This is a genomic window from Bacillus yunxiaonensis, assembly GCF_037104695.1.
Classification (GTDB): Bacteria; Bacillota; Bacilli; order Bacillales; family Bacillaceae_G; genus Bacillus_A; species Bacillus_A yunxiaonensis.
In genome coordinates this window covers 66,158-84,042 of the sequence record NZ_JBAWSV010000008.1, presented here as the reverse complement: position 1 = coordinate 84,042, position 17,885 = coordinate 66,158, and the positions used below count along the sequence as shown (strand labels likewise).

Annotated in this window: 17 protein-coding genes; 12 read left to right on the top strand and 5 right to left on the bottom strand. The window is 35.2% G+C overall.

The window, feature by feature from the left end:
- Nucleotides 1-63: 63 nt before the first annotated feature.
- The 3 genes from WAX78_RS20270 (at nucleotide 64) to WAX78_RS20260 (ending at nucleotide 3,664) form a co-directional block, all read left to right on the top strand.
- Nucleotides 64-852, top strand: coding sequence for a TerC family protein (locus WAX78_RS20270; RefSeq protein ID WP_336483812.1), 789 nt, complete (start codon nucleotides 64-66; stop codon nucleotides 850-852).
- 79 nt (nucleotides 853-931) lie between these two features.
- Complete coding sequence (locus WAX78_RS20265; protein ID WP_336483811.1) at nucleotides 932-2,563, top strand: YceG family protein; 1,632 nt, start codon at nucleotides 932-934, stop codon at nucleotides 2,561-2,563.
- 18 nt (nucleotides 2,564-2,581) lie between these two features.
- Nucleotides 2,582-3,664, top strand: coding sequence for a toxic anion resistance protein (locus WAX78_RS20260; protein WP_336483810.1), 1,083 nt, complete (start codon nucleotides 2,582-2,584; stop codon nucleotides 3,662-3,664).
- 42 nt (nucleotides 3,665-3,706) lie between these two features.
- On the opposite strand, the gene WAX78_RS20255 is transcribed toward WAX78_RS20260, so the two are convergent.
- Nucleotides 3,707-3,931 (bottom strand): DUF1128 domain-containing protein, encoded by a 225-nt coding sequence (locus WAX78_RS20255; protein WP_336483809.1) that lies wholly within the window; start codon nucleotides 3,929-3,931, stop codon nucleotides 3,707-3,709.
- Nucleotides 3,932-4,096: 165 nt separating this feature from the next.
- On the opposite strand from WAX78_RS20255, the gene WAX78_RS20250 reads away from it, so the two are divergent.
- The 3 genes from WAX78_RS20250 to WAX78_RS20240 all read left to right on the top strand — a co-directional run bounded on the left by WAX78_RS20250 (nucleotide 4,097) and on the right by WAX78_RS20240 (nucleotide 6,101).
- A complete protein-coding gene (locus WAX78_RS20250) occupies nucleotides 4,097-4,561 on the top strand; it encodes a low molecular weight protein-tyrosine-phosphatase (RefSeq protein WP_336483808.1) in 465 nt (154 codons plus the stop codon).
- 176 nt (nucleotides 4,562-4,737) lie between these two features.
- Nucleotides 4,738-5,226, top strand: coding sequence for a DUF4075 domain-containing protein (locus WAX78_RS20245; RefSeq protein WP_336483807.1), 489 nt, complete (start codon nucleotides 4,738-4,740; stop codon nucleotides 5,224-5,226).
- A 5-nt stretch (nucleotides 5,227-5,231) separates the two neighbouring features.
- A complete protein-coding gene (locus WAX78_RS20240; protein ID WP_336483806.1) occupies nucleotides 5,232-6,101 on the top strand; it encodes a YihY/virulence factor BrkB family protein in 870 nt (289 codons plus the stop codon).
- A gap of 186 nt (nucleotides 6,102-6,287) precedes the next feature.
- Here the strand turns inward: WAX78_RS20240 and WAX78_RS20235 are convergent, their stop codons facing one another.
- Nucleotides 6,288-8,216, bottom strand: a complete 1,929-nt coding sequence (locus tag WAX78_RS20235) for a heavy metal translocating P-type ATPase (RefSeq protein WP_336483805.1) — start codon at nucleotides 8,214-8,216, stop codon at nucleotides 6,288-6,290.
- A 139-nt stretch (nucleotides 8,217-8,355) separates the two neighbouring features.
- The gene (locus WAX78_RS20230) at nucleotides 8,356-8,556 is read right to left on the bottom strand and encodes a hypothetical protein (protein WP_336483804.1); all 201 of its coding nucleotides are present in this window, start codon (nucleotides 8,554-8,556) and stop codon (nucleotides 8,356-8,358) included.
- Nucleotides 8,557-8,751: 195 nt separating this feature from the next.
- On the opposite strand from WAX78_RS20230, the gene WAX78_RS20225 reads away from it, so the two are divergent.
- From WAX78_RS20225 to WAX78_RS20205, 5 genes are all read left to right on the top strand, one after another.
- Nucleotides 8,752-9,711, top strand: coding sequence for a DMT family transporter (locus tag WAX78_RS20225; RefSeq protein WP_336483803.1), 960 nt, complete (start codon nucleotides 8,752-8,754; stop codon nucleotides 9,709-9,711).
- Nucleotides 9,712-9,881: 170 nt separating this feature from the next.
- Complete coding sequence (locus WAX78_RS20220; RefSeq protein ID WP_336483802.1) at nucleotides 9,882-10,562, top strand: lysoplasmalogenase; 681 nt, start codon at nucleotides 9,882-9,884, stop codon at nucleotides 10,560-10,562.
- 300 nt (nucleotides 10,563-10,862) lie between these two features.
- Entirely contained in the window at nucleotides 10,863-11,390 is a 528-nt protein-coding gene (lepB, locus tag WAX78_RS20215; protein WP_336483801.1) for a signal peptidase I, read from the top strand.
- 239 nt (nucleotides 11,391-11,629) lie between these two features.
- Nucleotides 11,630-12,877 carry an RNA-guided endonuclease IscB gene (gene iscB / locus WAX78_RS20210; RefSeq protein WP_336483800.1) on the top strand — a complete coding sequence of 416 codons (1,248 nt, stop codon included), beginning with the start codon at nucleotides 11,630-11,632 and terminating at the stop codon, nucleotides 12,875-12,877.
- A gap of 126 nt (nucleotides 12,878-13,003) precedes the next feature.
- Nucleotides 13,004-13,429, top strand: a complete 426-nt coding sequence (locus WAX78_RS20205; RefSeq protein WP_336483799.1) for a hypothetical protein — start codon at nucleotides 13,004-13,006, stop codon at nucleotides 13,427-13,429.
- 153 nt (nucleotides 13,430-13,582) lie between these two features.
- Here the strand turns inward: WAX78_RS20205 and WAX78_RS20200 are convergent, their stop codons facing one another.
- Nucleotides 13,583-16,381: a dynamin family protein gene (locus WAX78_RS20200; protein ID WP_336483798.1), complete on the bottom strand. Its 2,799-nt coding sequence runs from the start codon at nucleotides 16,379-16,381 to the stop codon at nucleotides 13,583-13,585.
- Nucleotides 16,382-16,746: 365 nt separating this feature from the next.
- Between WAX78_RS20200 and WAX78_RS20195 the strand changes: the two genes are divergently transcribed.
- On the top strand, nucleotides 16,747-17,349 hold the full coding sequence (locus tag WAX78_RS20195) for a DedA family protein (protein ID WP_336483797.1): 603 nt from the start codon (nucleotides 16,747-16,749) through the stop codon (nucleotides 17,347-17,349).
- 70 nt (nucleotides 17,350-17,419) lie between these two features.
- On the opposite strand, the gene WAX78_RS20190 is transcribed toward WAX78_RS20195, so the two are convergent.
- Nucleotides 17,420-17,848, bottom strand: coding sequence for an EamA family transporter (locus WAX78_RS20190; RefSeq protein ID WP_336483796.1), 429 nt, complete (start codon nucleotides 17,846-17,848; stop codon nucleotides 17,420-17,422).
- Nucleotides 17,849-17,885 lie beyond the last annotated feature (37 nt).

The following is a 17,885-nucleotide window of genomic DNA, read 5'->3' as shown; positions in this document are numbered from 1 at the left end:
GAATTTCGTTTCCTTCTTTTCCGCTTTTTAGAAATTTAAAACAGAATAGGAGTCAACAACAATATGGAGATTTTACACGGAATCCTTAATACGTATGCCCAATTCTTTGATCTAGATATGTGGGTAAAAGTATTAACAGATCCAGTATCTTGGGGATTGATTGGTACGCTTGTTGTTTTGGAAGGATTGCTATCTGCTGATAACGCGCTTGTATTAGCTGTTATGGTAAAACATCTTCCAGAAGAAAAGCGTAAAAAAGCGTTATTTTACGGACTTATTGGAGCTTATGCATTCCGTTTTATTGCCATCGGAATTGGTATGTACTTAATTAAATTATGGTGGGTAAAAGTGTTTGGTGCTCTTTACCTTGCATGGCTTTCTTTGAAACACTTCATTGATAAATCTAAAGGAAATGAAGAAGACGAAGAAGCTCATGGTATGAAGAAAGATAGTGTGCTATTTAGAATGTTTGGCATGTTCTGGGGAACAGTTGTAATGGTCGAACTAATGGATATCGCGTTCTCTGTAGATAGCGTTCTTGCGGCATTTGGTGTTTCAAACGAAGTATGGATTCTGCTTCTTGGCGGAATGCTTGGAATTTTAATGATGCGTGGTATTGCAGGTGTATTTTTAAGATTACTAGAACGTGTTCCAGAGCTTGAAACGACAGCATATATATTAATTGCAATTATTGCTGTAAAAATGTTCCTTTCTGTATTTCATATTGAAATGCCGCATTGGATGTTCTTTATGATTTTAGTTATTGCATTTGGTGCTACATTTATTTTACATTATATGAAAACATCTCGCCAAACTCGTGAAGAGGTGGCAGCTTCTAAGAAAGAAGATTAATAGGTTAATAGACTAAATGGGTTTGCTCGTTATGTGGGCGCCCATTTTTTATAAACGTTTCGTTTGGAGGTGAATTAGTGTGTTTTCACGTTTTACACTTCATCCACATGCATTAAACGGGGAAGAAGAATTGAAGCAATTTGAAGTAGAGTTAGCAAAGCGTCCGCATTATGAACTTACAGAGAATGATCTGCATTTTAGTTATGTCGGATGCCGCATTCTTGGTGTGCCGAATGATGTGGATGAATACTATAACCGGTTATTTGATTATGGTCAAAATGAGAATATCACTGTACTTCATGAACAAAATTTAAATAAAGTCATTCCTTCAGAGAAGCTTCGTGATATTCAAGAAGTTTTTTCATTACATCAACAAGCATCAAACGGTTTAACTATAAATCGACTTGTTGCTCATTTATCAGGAAAACGTTTGTTGCCTGAAGTTGACCATCCAGATATACAACACTACATACACACAACTTTTATTTCAATTTTAAAGCTGTACGAACAACAGCACAATCAATCGTTAAAAACAGAAGGCTTCCGCCGTTTTCTAATTGATATGATTAAGTTAAGTGAAAATTACGTTTCAAAATGGTTTTCACAAAAGGATTACAAAGTACAAATGCCCCAAATTATATGGTATGGTGATGCGTCGGAAAGCCAAACTTACTTTTTATACTTTCTTATTATGCTTGGATGTGACGTATTGTATTATCATCCAGAAGGAAAAGATGGATTTGAAAAAATCGATGAAGAGAATCGGACATTTGTAATCTCGCATCCAAGCCGAATCTCATTAGAACCATTTCCAGATAAAAAACGGGAGCGCGTTGCAACGGTTGCATATCAGGCATCGAAAGAAATTGAGCAAGTGCTTCATCATGATAATTCGCTCTTATATAAACCGTGGCAATTCAGGGCATATACGCCAGTTGCGCGTACATTAAAGACAACATATGATGAACTCTTTATCATTACGAAAGAGAAGGCATTTATAAGGCCAACATTCTTTGTAGAAAAGCAACATATTTATATTCCATCGTTATTTGCAAAGGTGTCTGGTGTTTCTAAAAATGGGAAAGAGTATTTTCAAAGATTAAAAATGTTAACATCGTATGAGAACAGTATGTTAGTAAATCAATTTCCGTTTACGAAAGAACAGAAAGCTAATTTTCAATTTCATTATCGCGATGCATTAGATCGTTCTGGAAAACTTAATGCACAGAGAATCATTCAAAGTCATTGGTGGCCGCACAAACGCTTACCGGAAGGCTTACAATACGGCATTGCAGAAGCGATTATTCATACATGTGAGAGTCAGCTTTACAAAAGAATGGGAACAGAAACAGAGCAAGATGCAGCTTTATATGTGTTTGCGCAGCTTTCACAAATTCCACCGAATATACTTGAACAGCTTGAGAAATTTGATTATTCTCAAGACGTACCGAAAATAGTTATATTTAACAATGAAAAAAGTGGAGAACTTACGCGTTCTGATGCGATATTGATGCTCTTTTTAAATCACATTGGTGTCGATGTTTTACATTTTAATCCGACAGGACGTAATGATATTGAGCAGTACATTGAAGCGGGAGCATTTGATTCACATTGGTTAGAAGAAGTGAGCTTTGATGTAGAGTTTCACGGTCCATCATCCTATAAAAATTTATCAAATACTTTAAAAGGGATATTTCGTCCATTTTTATAAAGGAAGGAAGATACATATATGAATCCGATTGTATTAGACCCAACAACAACAGAATTGACTGAACAAACATCACAAAATATTCGTTTGCAATTAAGACAAGATCCTGAAGTGCAGCGCATCTATAATGCGGTAGATATAAAAGATCAATTGGAATTAATCGAGCTAGGAAAAGAGCCATCTGTAGAGATTTCCCGGTTTGCTGATCAAATTTTACATACGATGACATTATCTAAAGTAGAAGATTCCGGTGAGCTATTAAAACAGCTTGGGAAAATTATGGACAAGTTTGACAGTAAAGATTTCGTTGAAGACAAAGGCGGTTTTTTCTCTCGTTTATTTAAAAAAGGAAATCAAATGATTGAACAAATCTTTAATAAGTATCAAACGATGGGCCGCGAAATGGATAAAGTATACGTGGAAATCACGAAATATCAAGATGAGATGAAGCGTTCAATCGGTACGTTAGATGGTTTGTATGAACAAAACTTAAAATACTATTTAGATTTAGAGAAATACGTTGTTGCGGGTGAAATGCTACTTGAGCGTCTGCAAACAGAGTTAGTTCCAATGTATGAAGAGCGCGTTCGTAACAATGATCAACTTGCAGGAATCGAGCTGGAATCATTAAAAAACTCTGTAGAGATTTTAGAGCAACGCATTGACGATTTAGAAAAAGCGCGTATGGTTGCACTATTAACAGCACCGCAAATTCGTATGATTCAACGTGGTAACAACAAGTTAATAGGGAAAATTAATACAGCGTTTATTACGACAATTCCTATTTTTAAAAATGGTATTATTCAAGCCGTAAATGCAAAACGTCAAAAGCTTGTTGCTGATTCGATGGCAGAACTTGACCGCCGCACAAACGAGTTATTGAAGAGAAATGCACAAAATATAGCGACGCAAAGTGTAGAAGTAGCAAAATTGGCGGGTTCTTCAAGTATTAAGATGGAAACTCTTGAAGAGACTTGGAATATTATTTCTAAAGGTGTTCAAGAAACAAAACAAATTGAAGAACAAAACAAACTTGAGCGTGAAGAAAGTCGTAAGCGTATGGCAGAATTAACAGACAAAATTAAAAAGGAAATGCAAGGATAATTAAAAAATAAAAAGGCAATGAGGATGCTCCTCGTTGCCTTTTTATTTTTTAATTAATGAACCTAATTCTTCTGTAATAGCTTGCATTTCACTAATGCTAAATGTTTCGCGTTTCATAACGTGTTCATAAATGTCATGTAAATCTTCATACATATCTTCATTGAAGTTTGAAGCTCTCATTGCTCCGGCGTTTACCATGCGTAATTTTTCTTTAATTGCTTCTACCATATATTCAACGTTTTCTTGCGTTTTTACGGATAAATCCACGGAAGTGCCCCCCTTTAAAATAGCATAGACTTATCTTAACATTTTTTATCATTTTCGTTAACGGAAGTTTGAAATCATATTAAATTAGCGCTTATTTCCTTTATAAGTAATTGTTGATTGTTTATACTAAATATAACAAATGCATCATGAAGGGAAGAAACGAATATGGTTCGAGTTTTATTTGTTTGTCTAGGAAACATTTGTCGTTCTCCGATGGCAGAAGCAATTTTTCGTGAGCTTGTAAAAAAAGAAGAATTAGAACAAGCGATTACTGTTGATTCGGCTGGAACTGGAGATTGGCATATCGGCCATCCGCCTCATCACGGCACACAAAAAATTTTAACAGAAAATGAAGTATCCTTTGAAGGAATTAAAGCACGTCAAGTAGAAAAAGAAGACTTAACAAAGTTTGATTACATAATTGCAATGGACAATAAAAACTTAGACGATTTAAAGGCTTTAGGAAAAGCAGGCGGCTATATTGGCAGACTATCCGATTTTGTTCCAGACGGTGGCTGGACAGATGTTCCGGATCCATATTTTACAGGGAACTTTCAAGAAGTATATGACCTTGTAACAGAAGGATGTGCAAAATTGCTAGCGTTCATTCGAAATGAGCAAGGAATATAAGGATGTTAGTTCAGAAAGTATAATGTGAAACTTCCATTGGTGAGCATTGCTACTTATGGTTAGTTAAACCAATCGAGCTCTTATGGGGAGATACCTTAAGGCTATCACCTTTAGGGTTTCATTGCCCGTTTGAGCAAGATAACTTTCTAACAAAATAGATGAAAGGGTGAAGGAATATGGCAAAGAAGGGAAATATTGTACGAAATATTGCAATCGGTGTGGCAGCAGGTGTGGCGGCTTCTATGTTAAAGAAAGAAAATCGTGAAAAAGTAAAGTATACAGCAGGAAAAGCAAAAACAAAAATGATTGAAATTGGTGAAAATGCAAAGCTAAAAGAAAAGATGCAAACAGTTACAGATAAAGGGCGCGAAATTGCTGATTTTAATGTTGTAAAAGCAAAAGTAGCAGAAATTAAAAAGTTAACGCCAGCTGTTGTTGAAACATTAAAAGAGACGAAAGATATTTTTAACAAGAAGAAGAAGAATGTGAAAGAACAACCAGAAACAATTGAAATTCAAGCGGTTGCACCGACAGAAGAGTTAAAGACGGAAGAAGAACTGATTGTAGCAGAAGATAGCGACAAAAAGGAATCTATTGTAGAAGAGAAGAAATCAGAAGCGTTTATTGAGCTAAAACAAAATCAAGAAGAAAAGAAAAGCGTTTAAAAAAGATGAAAACATTTTTACAAAAAGCAAGAACTCATCATGTTTTCACATTTGGGAAAGATTTATATGATCGAACAATGCGAGATGATGTGGCAGGCTTAGCAGCGCAGCTTGCCTATTTCTTCTTGCTTTCTCTTTTTCCAGCACTTGTTTTTTTAATAACGCTTCTTGGATATATTCCAATTGAAACGGAAGATGTATTAGCCTTTTTACAGAATTATGCTCCTGAAGATGTATTGAGTTTAATTGAAACAAATGTAGATAAAATAGTGAGTGAACAAAATGGTGGGTTATTATCGTTTGGTTTACTTGCAATGTTATATTTTGCTTCGAATGGCGTAAATGCGGTGATGAAGGCATTTAACCGTGCCTATGATATTACTGAAACACGTTCATATATTGCAACAAGAGCATTGTCAATTGTATTAACATTAGCAACGATTTTTATGATTGTTTTTGCTTTAACTTTACCTGTATTTGGCCAATTAATTGGATCAGCGATTTTTAAAATTCTAGGTTTATCTCATGAATTTTCGTTTGTTTGGAGTATTGTTCGATTACTATTAAGTTTTCTCGTATTATTTGGTTTATTTTGCTTTTTGTATAAATTTGCCCCAAATCGTCATGTAAAGAGAAAAGAAGTGATAACAGGAGCATTATTTGCTACAATCGGATGGATTGTGGCATCGTATTCATTTGCATTCTATGTCGATCACTTTGGAAATTATTCGAATACATATGGCAGCCTTGGTGCTATTATCATTTTAATATTATGGTTTTATTTAACTGGCTGGGTGATTTTGCTTGGTGGAGAAATTAACGCACTCTTGAATTATTATCGAACGAGTGACAATAATTCCCGTAATCAAAAGTAACCTTCTGTTCCATACTAAGGGGGAATAGGGGGGATTATTCATGGGTCAAAATAAGACTGGTAATAGTAAAAACGACAAAAACCAACGTAAACAACACAGCAGCTCACAGCCAAAACATAAAACGAGCAGCAGTGCAAACGGACATAACGGTTATCATTAAAAAAAGGGTTCCATATTGGAACCCTTTTAATTATTTGCTTTTAATAATCGTAACCCATTTAAAATAACGAGAATAGTACTTCCTTCATGACCGATGACACCTAATGGAAGTGCTAAAAATTGTAGGAAGTTTGAACAAATGAGCAGCATAATTACTGTCAATGAAAAGGTAACGTTTTGCTTTACAATACGATTCATTCGTTTTGATAAACGAATTGCTTGTGCTAAGCGAGAAAGTTCATTTTTCATTAAGACAACGTCTGCAGTTTCTAAAGCAACATCAGTTCCTTCTCCCATGGCAACTCCAATACTCGCTGTTGCCAATGCAGGAGCATCATTAATGCCATCACCGACCATCGCCACTGCACCATATTTCTTTTTCAATTCTTTTATTGCTTCTACTTTTGTTTCTGGTAAGCAAGATGCGTAGTACTCTTTAATATTACTTTCAGCAGCGATGGTCTTTGCTGTTTGTTCATTATCACCTGTAATCATAACCGCTTCGATGCCAAGGGTTTGAAGCTCGCGAATTGCAGCAATTGTTTCTTGGCGCAGTGTATCTTTTAAGGCAATAAGACCGAGAATACCTTTCTCATCGCTTACATATACAACAGTTTTTCCTTCTTGTTCTAATTTCGTTGAAATGCCGTTATGGAATGATTTTGTTGCTTCACCCATAAAATCAGCTTTCCCAATTTTGTAAGCTTTGTTTTGCAGTGTTCCTTTTAAGCCAAATCCAGTTACATCTTCAACGTTTTCTGGTTTTGTTAATGTCATGTCATATGCATGTTTTGCATATTTAACAATTGATGCTGCTAAAGGATGTGTAGAATGACTTTCAATAGATGCTGTAATGTGCAATAACTCTTTTTCAGATATTCCGTCACGCGTATATACATCTGTTACTGTTGGCTTTCCTTGTGTTAATGTACCTGTTTTATCAAAGGCGATGGCTTTTAATGAAGCGAGTCTTTCTAAATGAACACCGCCCTTAAATAAGATTCCATGGCGTGCACCGTTTGAAATTGCCGATAACGTAGCTGGTGTAATGGCTGCAACGAGTGCACATGGAGAAGCGACAACGAGTAGAATCATCGCACGGTAAAATGTTTCGTTCCAGCTCCAGCCAAGAGCATAGTGAGGAACAAACATCATGAGTGCTACAACAAGAAGTACGCCTTTCACATATGTCCCTTCAAATTTTTCAATGAAAAGTTGTGAAGGAGATTTTTCACTTTGTGCATTTTGCACGAGACGAATAATCTTTTGGAACAACGTTTGATCGCTATGCTTTGTGATTTTTACTTCGATCGCACCACGTAAGTTAACCGTTCCTGCGAATACTTCGTCACCAGGTTTCTTTTCACTTGGAATTGGTTCACCTGAAATGGCAGCTTCATCAATATTTGTTTCACCAGTGTGAATCATGCCATCTGCTGGAATGCGTTCACCTGGCTTAATTAAAATGATGTCACCAATTTGCAGCTGTTCAACTGAAATACGTTCCTCTACTCCACGAGAGATACGCAATGCTTCTTCAGGTTGTAGGTCGAGCAGTGCGGAAATCTCCTTTTGACTTTTGTTCATCGTGTAAGCTTCCATAGCTCCGCTTAAAGCGAAGATAAAAATTAATATAGCACCTTCTGTCCAATAGCCGATAATAGCTGAGCCGATAGCCGCAAAAAGCATGAGCATTTCGACGTTCAGCTCTTTTTCTGCGATTGTGTCTTCGATACCTTCTTTTGCTTTTGCATAACCTCCAATTATATAAGCTAATACGTAAAATATGGTTGCAGTTGTTGTTATGTCATTCTTTGTTAATAGCCAACCTATTAAAATGAAAACTCCAGATGTAAGTGCAAAAATGAGTTCATAATGTTTTTGAAATGTTGCAAGCCAAGATGAAGAAGTTGGCGTTCCTTGTTGCTTTGATAATACTTTTACTTCAGAATTCATAGCTGTTTTGCTCCTTTCTATTGAGAAAAAATTTATTATGGAAACCAGTGAAAGATGGATAGTAGCTTTTTTTTAAGGTGGCGTTCCCGTTTGTTTTAATAATGCTTTTATTTCAGCATTCATAGTTTTTCGCTCCTTTCTATTGAGAAAAAGAATCATCATCGACAGCCCTATAAAACGGCGAAAGCTGCCATCCATCTAGATAGCAGCATTCTTTTAAGTTGAAACGTTCTTTTGCTTTGATAATATTTTTACTAGTGAATTCATCTCTTTTACTCCTCTCATTGAGAAAAAGAATCATCATCGAAACCCTTATAAAACGACGAAAGCTGCCATCCATACGGATAGCAGCATTTCTTAGAAAACACATTCTGTGTAGTTATTTACTTTATTATTATTCTAAATTGTAACATATGTTTCCACATAGAGAAAGATTTTTTACTTAATGATTATAAGTAAAAAATCTTGTGTTTTTGACTTTGCTTTGTTATATATGAATATTGTTCGTAAAAAAGTACGGAAAGGAAGACATCACGTGAAGATAGAAAGATTTTTTACACATCCGCTTGGTGTATTTGTTGCGGCATTAAGCGCAACTTTTCTATGGGGCAGTGCGTTTCCATTTATTAAACTAAGTTATGTGCAGTTAGATATTCAACCCCATGAAGTAGGTGAACAAATTTTATTTGCTGGCTACCGTTTTTTCCTAGCAGGAGTTATGCTCTTATTCTTTTTTAAAGCATTAGGAAAGAATGTATCTTTCCAAAAAGGTACAGCGAAGCAACTTGTTCAGATTGGTTTGTTTCAAACGTTTTTACAATATGTTTGTTTTTATATCGGTTTGAGCTATAGTACTGGGATTGAAGGAGCAGTTATTTCTGGAACATCGTCATTCTTTCAAATTGTATTAGCACATTTTCTATATAAAGATGATTCATTAAATATGAGAAAAATCGTTGGTGTATCAATCGGTTTTTGTGGTGTCATTCTTGTAAACATTCCAAAAGGAAATATGGATTTTCACTTTGGCATTGGTGAATTGTTATTGTTAGCTGCGGCAATGCTGTACTCGTACGGTAACATTTTGGCGAAAGAAGGCAGTAAAACGATGGATGTAGGCTATATGACTGCATATCAAATGATTATGGGTTCTTTAGGTTTATTATTCATCGGGATTTTACAAGTTGGATTCATGCCATTTACATTTCATATGCAAACGTTGCTTATGTTACTGTACTTATCTTTTTTATCGGCAGCGGGATTTTGTATTTGGAATACAGTGATGAAATACAACAAAGTTGGAAAAGTATCGATGTACATGTTCTTCATTCCAGTGTTTGGTGTAATATTATCAAGCTTAATTTTAGGTGAAGCGATTCATTCTTTCGTATTGTTTGGATTGGCATGTGTAGCGACGGGAATCATTGTGGTGAATCGTACACCTATAGTGAAAAAAACGGAGCAAATACAAAAGCAGTGTGAAGAGGTTCATTAAGAGCCTCTTTTTCACATGTAAAGTTAGGAAATATGAAATGGAGTTTTTTCAGAAAGTGATGGAGTAATAGAGATACATATATTTTTTGTTGAAACTTGTAAGTAAAAGGAAGGAAAATGGCGTTTTTATATCGAATAACATAGAAATATTAATCCATCAAGGAGAAAAATATGAATGAAATGTACGTACTGCTAATTGGACAAGTAACTTTATTTCTGTTCGGTACAATTTATGCAATAAGGCAATCAAAACAAACAAAGAAAAACGAACCATTACCTTTATTTATACGTTTGCTCCTGAGTTTTTCATTAACTGGAGCTGCGACATGGATGTGGCTGCAGGACCCTGTGACACCTTATCGGCAGTGGGTTGCAATCGGTATGCTTTTATCAACAATCGGCGATTTATTTATGGCAGGCTTGATTCCATTTGGGCACCGTTTAATTGGCGGAATGGCGACATTTGCTATTGCACATTGCTTGTATGTTACAGCTTTTTTAGAAACAGGTATTTCATGGACTGGGTTATGGTTTAGCTTAGTAGGATACGGTTTATTTTTAATTATTGGCTGGTTCTTTTTTATTCGAAATAATAAGCAAGACAAGTTATTTACAATAGGAGCACTTGTATACGGGCTTTGGGTTAGTGGAATGGCATGTTTTGCATTTGCACTTGCTTATTTGAACGGTGGAACATGGTGGATTCCAGCATTTGGAGGTTTGTTGTTTGCCATCTCCGATTTTATTATTGGTGTTACTGATATCGGAAGAAGGAATATAAAATATGATCCTCTTTGGGTTTGGGCAACATATATTGGAGCGCAAATGTGTATTATTTATGTTGGAATGTAATCGGTCAACGAATCAGGTACTAATGATGAACGTTTAAGAGAATATTCTCAGCATAAGGAGATTATTATAAAGTGAAACCTCCATCGGTGGGGCTCTTACTGCTTTAAAGTAGCGGGATCAAGTTGACAGCTATATAGAAAATGAAAGAAGAACTGCTTAAGAGTAGTTCTTCTTTCGTTTTCTATATACCGAATGTTAGATTTTATTCTATAAATCGCATATATAATTTACTGATAATATAGAATTTATTTACAAAAGTATTTTATAATATATGTACATAGAGGGATAGAGGAGATAAGCATGAGACAGAAAAGCCGCTTTCGGGAATGGATTGAAGTATTGGCGATTGCATGTATTATTGCTTTTTTTATGAAAGTATTTGTATTTTTTCCGACGACGGTACAAGGAGCTTCCATGCAGCCTACACTTCATGACGGAGATAAAGTCATTATAAATAAGTTAGCAAGGAAAGTTGATCGCTATCATCATGGTGATGTAATTGTGATAAAAACAGATAATTTTTATGTGAAACGTATTATCGGTTTACCTGGAGATAAAATTGAAATGAAAAATGATCAGTTGTATATCAATAGTCAATTACAAAAGGAATCATATTTGGAAAAAAATAAGAAGCAAGCAAAACAACTTATGATAAATTTAACAGAGGATTTTGGTCCGATAATCATTCCAAAAAATAAAATCTTTGTGATGGGGGATAATCGATTAGTAAGCCGAGATAGTCGTAATGGGCTAGGACTAATTGATAAAGACGATGTATTAGGAAGTTTGGTTGCAATATATTATCCTTGTCAACTACCCACCACTTAAATGCTAACGCATTTTGAAGTGGGGGCTTGTAAAAAGTCCTGGTTGTCTAGCCTTAGTCTTTTGTAGACTCCGTTCGTAGGTTGCATACCCAAGAATGATTCCCTAGTTTTTGGCTCTATGGTGGCTCTGTAACAGTTCTGATTGGGAAGGAACGGTCAACCACATGCCTTCTTGTATAAGAAGTTGCCAACACCTACAAACATTGGCGAAGGGAAACAAACTCTCAGGAGGGACAAAACATGCGTGTATTTGTCAAGAATTTACGTGGGAAACCGCTTATGCCTTGCAGCCATCGCAAGGCACGGCTTCTTCTCAAACAAAGAAAAGCAACGATTATTGGATATACTCCGTTTACCATTCAACTTCTATATGCCACAGGTGAAACAATGCAACCCGTCACAATCGGTGTTGACAGCGGGGCGAAGCATATAGGCATTGCGATTGTCACAGAAAACAAAGTGCTAGCAAAAGGAACGATTGAGTTGCGTCAAGATGTCAAAGAGAATCTTACCCTTAGAGCTACACTACGTAAAAGCCGAAGAAAACGTAAAACCCGCTACCGAAAAGCGCGTTTTCTCAATCGAAAAAAGAAAGAAGGATGGTTACCACCATCGATTCAAAGCAAAGTGGATAACCAAATTCATTGGATTGAAACATTCCGCTCGTTATTACCTTCATCAAAAGTAATTGTCGAAGTAGGAAAATTTGATGCACAAAAACTAAAAAATCCTGACATACAAGGAATAGAATATCAACAGGGGGATTCCTTTGGCTTTTGGAATATAAGGTATTACGTGTTTGCGCGAGATCAATATACCTGTCAAATTTGTAAGGAAAAAGGTGGGGTCTTGCATACGCATCATATCATCGAAAGATGCAATGGCGGTTCGGATATGGCAGATAATCTTGTAACCGTACATGAAGAGTGTCATCAAAAATTTCATCAAGGAATAATCAAACATGTTTTCAAAAAACCAAAACAGTATAAAGAAACCGCTTTTATGAATATATTGCGTTTGCAAATCATGAAACGTTTGGATTGTGAGATTACGTATGGCAGTTACACTACACCAAAGAGAAAAGAACTTAGATTAGCCAAAACACATGCAAATGATGCCCTTGCGATTACGAATCCAACAAAATTACAAGAATATGACCAAAGCGGTAAATTTCGCATCAAGCAATTTAGAAAGAAAAAACGTTCCCTGCATGAAGCAACCGCAAGAAAAGGAAGAAAAACAAAGAATGCAAGTGCAAAACGGAACAATAAAAACACACCGCATGTAGATGGAATCTATCTAGGGGATAAAGTGAAAGTATTTGGACAAGTAGGGTTTGTGACAGGATTTACAGGGAAAATTGTATACGTACAAGATATCAATGGACACTATATACAAAATCCTTCTAAATCTTACAAGCAAGTGAAGATATCAGATATGGAATGTATACACCATACTAACAATTGGCAGTTCTTACAAATCAGTTAGGCTATGCCTAACCGAAATTCATCCCCACTTATCGCTGGGCTCTTGCCCGTCACGCGCTTGAAGATGGGGACTTCTTTCGGAAATACATTAAACGGATGCACATGATAGACTAGAAGGAGAGGGGCTATGGAAGATATTATTGGTCACATTCTCGCTGGGGTTGTACGAGGAGCAGTTGCACTAGGAGAAGCGGCAGCAGATGCTACAAAGGTTATCGCTCGGGGAACGGTTGGAATTGTAAAAGTTGTAGGAGAAAATATAGCAGAGGAAATTGTGGAACAAGCGTTAGAAAGCATAGAAGGACGAGAAAAGCGAAAACAAAGAAGATTTGCTCGTCATATTGAAAAGTTAAAAGGGCATGATTGGTTCAAAGTTATATATGAAGATGTAAAATGCCGAGATGTCATTCATACGGAAGAACGTTATCGGAATTTGTTAAGTAAGCGGCGGTATATACATAAACTAATTCGTAACGAAAACGAAAGACAACAATTTATTCAGCAAATTCGAGTGGAAGCAAAGGTCGATGATGTGATTTGGGATATAAAGTGAAACTTTAATCAGTGGAGGGTTCTTCATCTCCCACTGATTATCAGCCCTCACCAATCGGGCGCATGCCATCAGTCACCTTCACATAAGAATTTAGTAAAAAAAGCAGCCAATATTGGCTGCTTTTTTGTTCTTATTTACTACAATATGAGAAAATTAAAAAGTGGATATTTCATCTATGTTTGTTTCTAAAGTTGAATCTGTATAGGAATTATCCTTATTCATATTCACGATTACTTCATACTGACGTAATCTCAATTCAAAGAGCGTTATAGGATCATGATAAACTTCAGGACTCGATTTCATTTTATGCAGTGTATTTTGTTTTTCTTGTATTGTTAAATGTGTGTCTTCTACAGCTTGTTTTAATGTGCCAAATGGATTTCTGAAGAACATAGTAATATCTCGCTCTAGAGCGTTTTCAAATAGCTCAAACTGCAAGAAAAATTTGTTCATAATAGAAGCAGTTACATCGGTATAATCTTCATTTTCTAAATACTGTGTGTATTTGTTATATAGCATTGTTTTATTTTTAGGAAGAACTCCAAATAATTTACCGGCACTTTTCAGTAAAAATTGTGCTGGTGTAAATCGGCGTAAGATATTCACTTCTTCCATTTGGATTCTAGTTGTCATTCTATCTGTATCTCTGCGCCAATCATCGAGCACTTTAAAGTCACATTCTAACTGTATTCGATTTTCTCCACATAAAGAATTAAGTCCTTCACTGATTTCTTCTAAGTACGTTTGACTTTGAAGGAACTCGTTATTAGAAGTTGCAATCCAATTTTGCATAGAGCGAGCAAGGTTAGGTAACACAGTTTGTTCTAGATAGTTTTGAACTCTTTCGTTCATCGCTTTATTTAGTTCAATATCAATGTGTCCGAAATCACTTTCTTCGCTAATTAAATCAGAACAACTTTGCAGTAGTTTCGGAATACGTTCTGTTAGATCATTCGTAATTTCGTTTTTCATTGTACGATATGATTCTGTAATAGAATGAATTTTTTCCTTCTCAAAAGCAGTAAGATTATTAATAAAACCATTTAGTCTAACTAAAATATCTTCATTCCAACTAATAGAATCCACTAAGTTGTTTTCCATCTCAACTCGTTTATCCAAAAGATACGTGATTGTTTTTCGAATGAAAAATAATAGCTTTTCAGTGCGTTCTGTATCGATGTTTTTATGGTTAAAGTTAAAATGAATAAACTCAGTTAAATCGTTTAGTTGTTGACTATTTGTATATAACGAAGAATAAGGGAAAACTCTCGCATGCGGGAAATATGTGTTTATTCTCGCTTGCGTATCATGCATAACTCTTTTTGCTTCTGCTTCACTGTAAATGTTATCAATTTTATTTAATAAGAAATGAATTTGTAGATTTGGTGTATGTTCTTGAATACTTAATAAAATGTCACGTTCTTTGTCAGTAAAAGGTGAATCAGCATTCAATACGAATAATAATTCGTCTACTGAATGTAAATATTCAAAGGTTTCATTTCTGCCATCGTTGTTTCTGTTAAAGCTAGGTGTAACAACGAATGTAAGTCTATTTTTACTTAAAAATCTGCATGGTAATTTAAATTCAACACACGCTCTATCTCTATATGTTTGGCGCTGCATAGACATCATGTTATGGAACTCAGAGAAATTCTCAGACGTTGTAATTGCTGAATCTGTTATGGCGTTAATTTCGGTATGATCATCATTTTTAAAGACAACTACATTTGAGCTTGAGTCTTCTAATATATTTTCTCCTAGTATAGAGTTAATAAATGAAGATTTTCCGTTTCCTGAAGTTCCTGTTACTAAAAGACGATTTGTTTTTAAATCCGCAAGCTCGCCAACTAACCATCTAGATCGATGGCCCATCTCTAACTCATTTCTTTGTGCCCACTGTGTAATAGATTCAAAAAGATGTAAACTATACTCTAATCCATCTGTATGATTGGTAGAATATGATAGATTATTTTCTGCATGTTTTACATCTGCTGAATCTATTTGGGAAGGGAAAATCTCATCCCACGCCAATACTGCTGCAGATGGAAATACAGAATAAGACGGATTGGCTACCTTTAACCAATTTGTTAATAGGTTCGGAATGATATCGTGTAATTGTCTCAGCATATATTGACCTTGAATTAATTCAAAGTACGTTTCTTCGTAAAGAGAAGAAATTTTGTCCCATATATCGGACGAATGTATTTCGATATGTAAGAAAAATTCATTTATTGTTTTAAGCCATAATAAATAAGTTTGTTCATTTTTATAGCTCTGCCAAAGCGATGAAACAATTTGCGTAAATTGTACTTGGTCTACATTATATAATGTAGTTAATACTTCATAAAAATAATCTGGTGAAATAGTTGTAGTAAATCCTTTATCAATATATTCTTTTAGAACTTCAAACCATGGGAAAGATTCTGTTCGAATTAGCTCATTCACAGCAAGCTCTACTGCACTACCAAAATCTTGCTGTTCTTCATAAAAGGAACGAGCGATTGCTGTAACGTTTGGATAATCGGGATTTAAAGAAACTGCTTCTTTTATAACAGTGAAAGCTGAATCCAGTTTATTTTGCTCGATGTAAAGAGAGAGTAATTGTAGTGATATTTCGGTCATGAGTATTTTATTATCAGTAGTAATAGATGTATAAACATTTTCAGCAACTGATAATTGGTTAAGTTCGAAGTAAGCATCCGCAATATTTTTTTGTGCCCATGATGCTAATTCATTATTGACTTTCTCCCATTTAAAAATAGCTGATTCAAAATCTTGATGGTGATAATAAAATTCACCTTGAGCAAAACGAATATAAGATCCATCGGAAAATTCATTTTTTTGTTCGTTTAAATAAGCTTCTCCAAGCACTTGAAGAGGTGGATGTGTTTCATTCTCCATTAGGAATGTTTCATAATATATCTTTTTTATTAATTGTTTTTCTAATCTCATTTTTTTTCCCCCACTATATCTTGAAAGAATACGTTTTCCTCCATGTGTCAACACTTTTTTATCTGTATGCTTTTTATTTTAGCAAAGATTTTCTTTTGGAAAATTTCATTTTCCTTTCAATTTTTAAGTATGATTGAATTCTAATGCAAAAAGTTTCAGTTGTTTTTCAATTTCCTTTCAGTTGTGAAACAACATTATGTCTTCCTAATAAGTTAATGTGGATATAATATTCTCCATTAAGTTGTAACATTGTATATAGAGTTCGTCATAAAAACAATGTATAGTGAATATGTATGCCATGTTTGCTTCATTGATAGAGAGGGTACAATGTGGAATAACGATAGCGTATAGGATGTGTCGTGCGAATGGAACAAAATATTGGTGAATTAATCGCACACTATGGTTATTATGGAATTATTATTGCACTTGCTGGAGGAATCGTTGGATTACCGATACCAGATGAATTTTTACTTACATTTGTCGGATACAATATTTCAAGAGGATATATGTCAGGTACAGAGGCTTTTATAAGCAGCATGACTGGGGCTATAGTTGGGATTACATTAAGTTATATGCTCGGTTTAAAACTAGGACTTCCTGTACTAAAAAAATATGGTTCTAAAGTGGGGATTAAAGAAGCACAAATTGAAAGGACTCATATTTTATTTGGGAAGTATGGTCCTTTTTTACTAATGATTGGCTATTTTTTGCCTGGTGTCAGACAGCTAACTGCATATTTTGCAGGAATGTCCAACTTAAAATGGGGTAAGTTTTGTTTATATGCGTATAGTGGTGCTTTGATTTGGGTGAGTGTGTTTATTGGGCTTGGTTGGAAATTAGGAGAAAAGTGGAGAGATGTAGAGTACAATTTACATCGATATGGATTTTGGATTAGTATGATTTCAATCGTCATCGCTTTGCTTGTTTATACATATGTAAAAATACAAAAAGCTAAGAAAAACCGCTAATATATATAGCGGTTTTTCTTATCCCGCTATTCGCGGGCAGTAAGCCTCCACTAATGAAATTTTCACTTTGTTAACTAAAAGCAATAAAAAGAACGCCTGTTGTAATAAAGAGAACACCGATACCGGTCATGAAATTTAATTTTTCACCAAGAATAATTATAGCCAAGATAATTGAAAAGACCACGCTTAATTTATCAACAGGTGCTACTTGTGAAACCCTTCCTGTTTTTAAGGCGAGAAAGTAAAAGAGCCAGGAAGAAGCACCGGCTACACCGCTCAGTGTGATAAATAATAATGCTTTCTTATTTACTAATACTTCTCCGATATTTTGGAATTTTCCTTGGATGATAATAACGCCGATCATAAATAAGGCCATAATGATTGAACGAATTGTCGTTGCAACATTCGAATCAATTCCTTCTAGTCCTATTTTTCCAAAGATAGATACAAGCGCTGCTGCGATTGCTGATAGTAATGCGAATAATAACCATGAGCTCATATGAATTCCTCCAATCATATATTATTTTACATGAAAA

What these genes read in the sequence shown, in the direction of transcription:
- iscB (WP_336483800.1), top strand. Translation starts at nt 11,630, where the DNA reads ATGCGTGTATTTGTCAAGAATTTACGTGGGAAACCGCTTATGCCTTGC.
- WAX78_RS20230 (WP_336483804.1), bottom strand. Translation starts at nt 8,556, where the DNA reads ATGGATGGCAGCTTTCGTCGTTTTATAAGGGTTTCGATGATGATTCTT.
- WAX78_RS20270 (WP_336483812.1), top strand. Translation starts at nt 64, where the DNA reads ATGGAGATTTTACACGGAATCCTTAATACGTATGCCCAATTCTTTGAT.
- lepB (WP_336483801.1), top strand. Translation starts at nt 10,863, where the DNA reads ATGAGACAGAAAAGCCGCTTTCGGGAATGGATTGAAGTATTGGCGATT.
- WAX78_RS20220 (WP_336483802.1), top strand. Translation starts at nt 9,882, where the DNA reads ATGAATGAAATGTACGTACTGCTAATTGGACAAGTAACTTTATTTCTG.
- WAX78_RS20195 (WP_336483797.1), top strand. Translation starts at nt 16,747, where the DNA reads ATGGAACAAAATATTGGTGAATTAATCGCACACTATGGTTATTATGGA.
- WAX78_RS20190 (WP_336483796.1), bottom strand. Translation starts at nt 17,848, where the DNA reads ATGAGCTCATGGTTATTATTCGCATTACTATCAGCAATCGCAGCAGCG.
- WAX78_RS20260 (WP_336483810.1), top strand. Translation starts at nt 2,582, where the DNA reads ATGAATCCGATTGTATTAGACCCAACAACAACAGAATTGACTGAACAA.
- WAX78_RS20235 (WP_336483805.1), bottom strand. Translation starts at nt 8,216, where the DNA reads ATGAATTCTGAAGTAAAAGTATTATCAAAGCAACAAGGAACGCCAACT.
- WAX78_RS20245 (WP_336483807.1), top strand. Translation starts at nt 4,738, where the DNA reads ATGGCAAAGAAGGGAAATATTGTACGAAATATTGCAATCGGTGTGGCA.
- WAX78_RS20205 (WP_336483799.1), top strand. Translation starts at nt 13,004, where the DNA reads ATGGAAGATATTATTGGTCACATTCTCGCTGGGGTTGTACGAGGAGCA.
- WAX78_RS20240 (WP_336483806.1), top strand. Translation starts at nt 5,232, where the DNA reads ATGAAAACATTTTTACAAAAAGCAAGAACTCATCATGTTTTCACATTT.
- WAX78_RS20200 (WP_336483798.1), bottom strand. Translation starts at nt 16,381, where the DNA reads ATGAGATTAGAAAAACAATTAATAAAAAAGATATATTATGAAACATTC.
- WAX78_RS20250 (WP_336483808.1), top strand. Translation starts at nt 4,097, where the DNA reads ATGGTTCGAGTTTTATTTGTTTGTCTAGGAAACATTTGTCGTTCTCCG.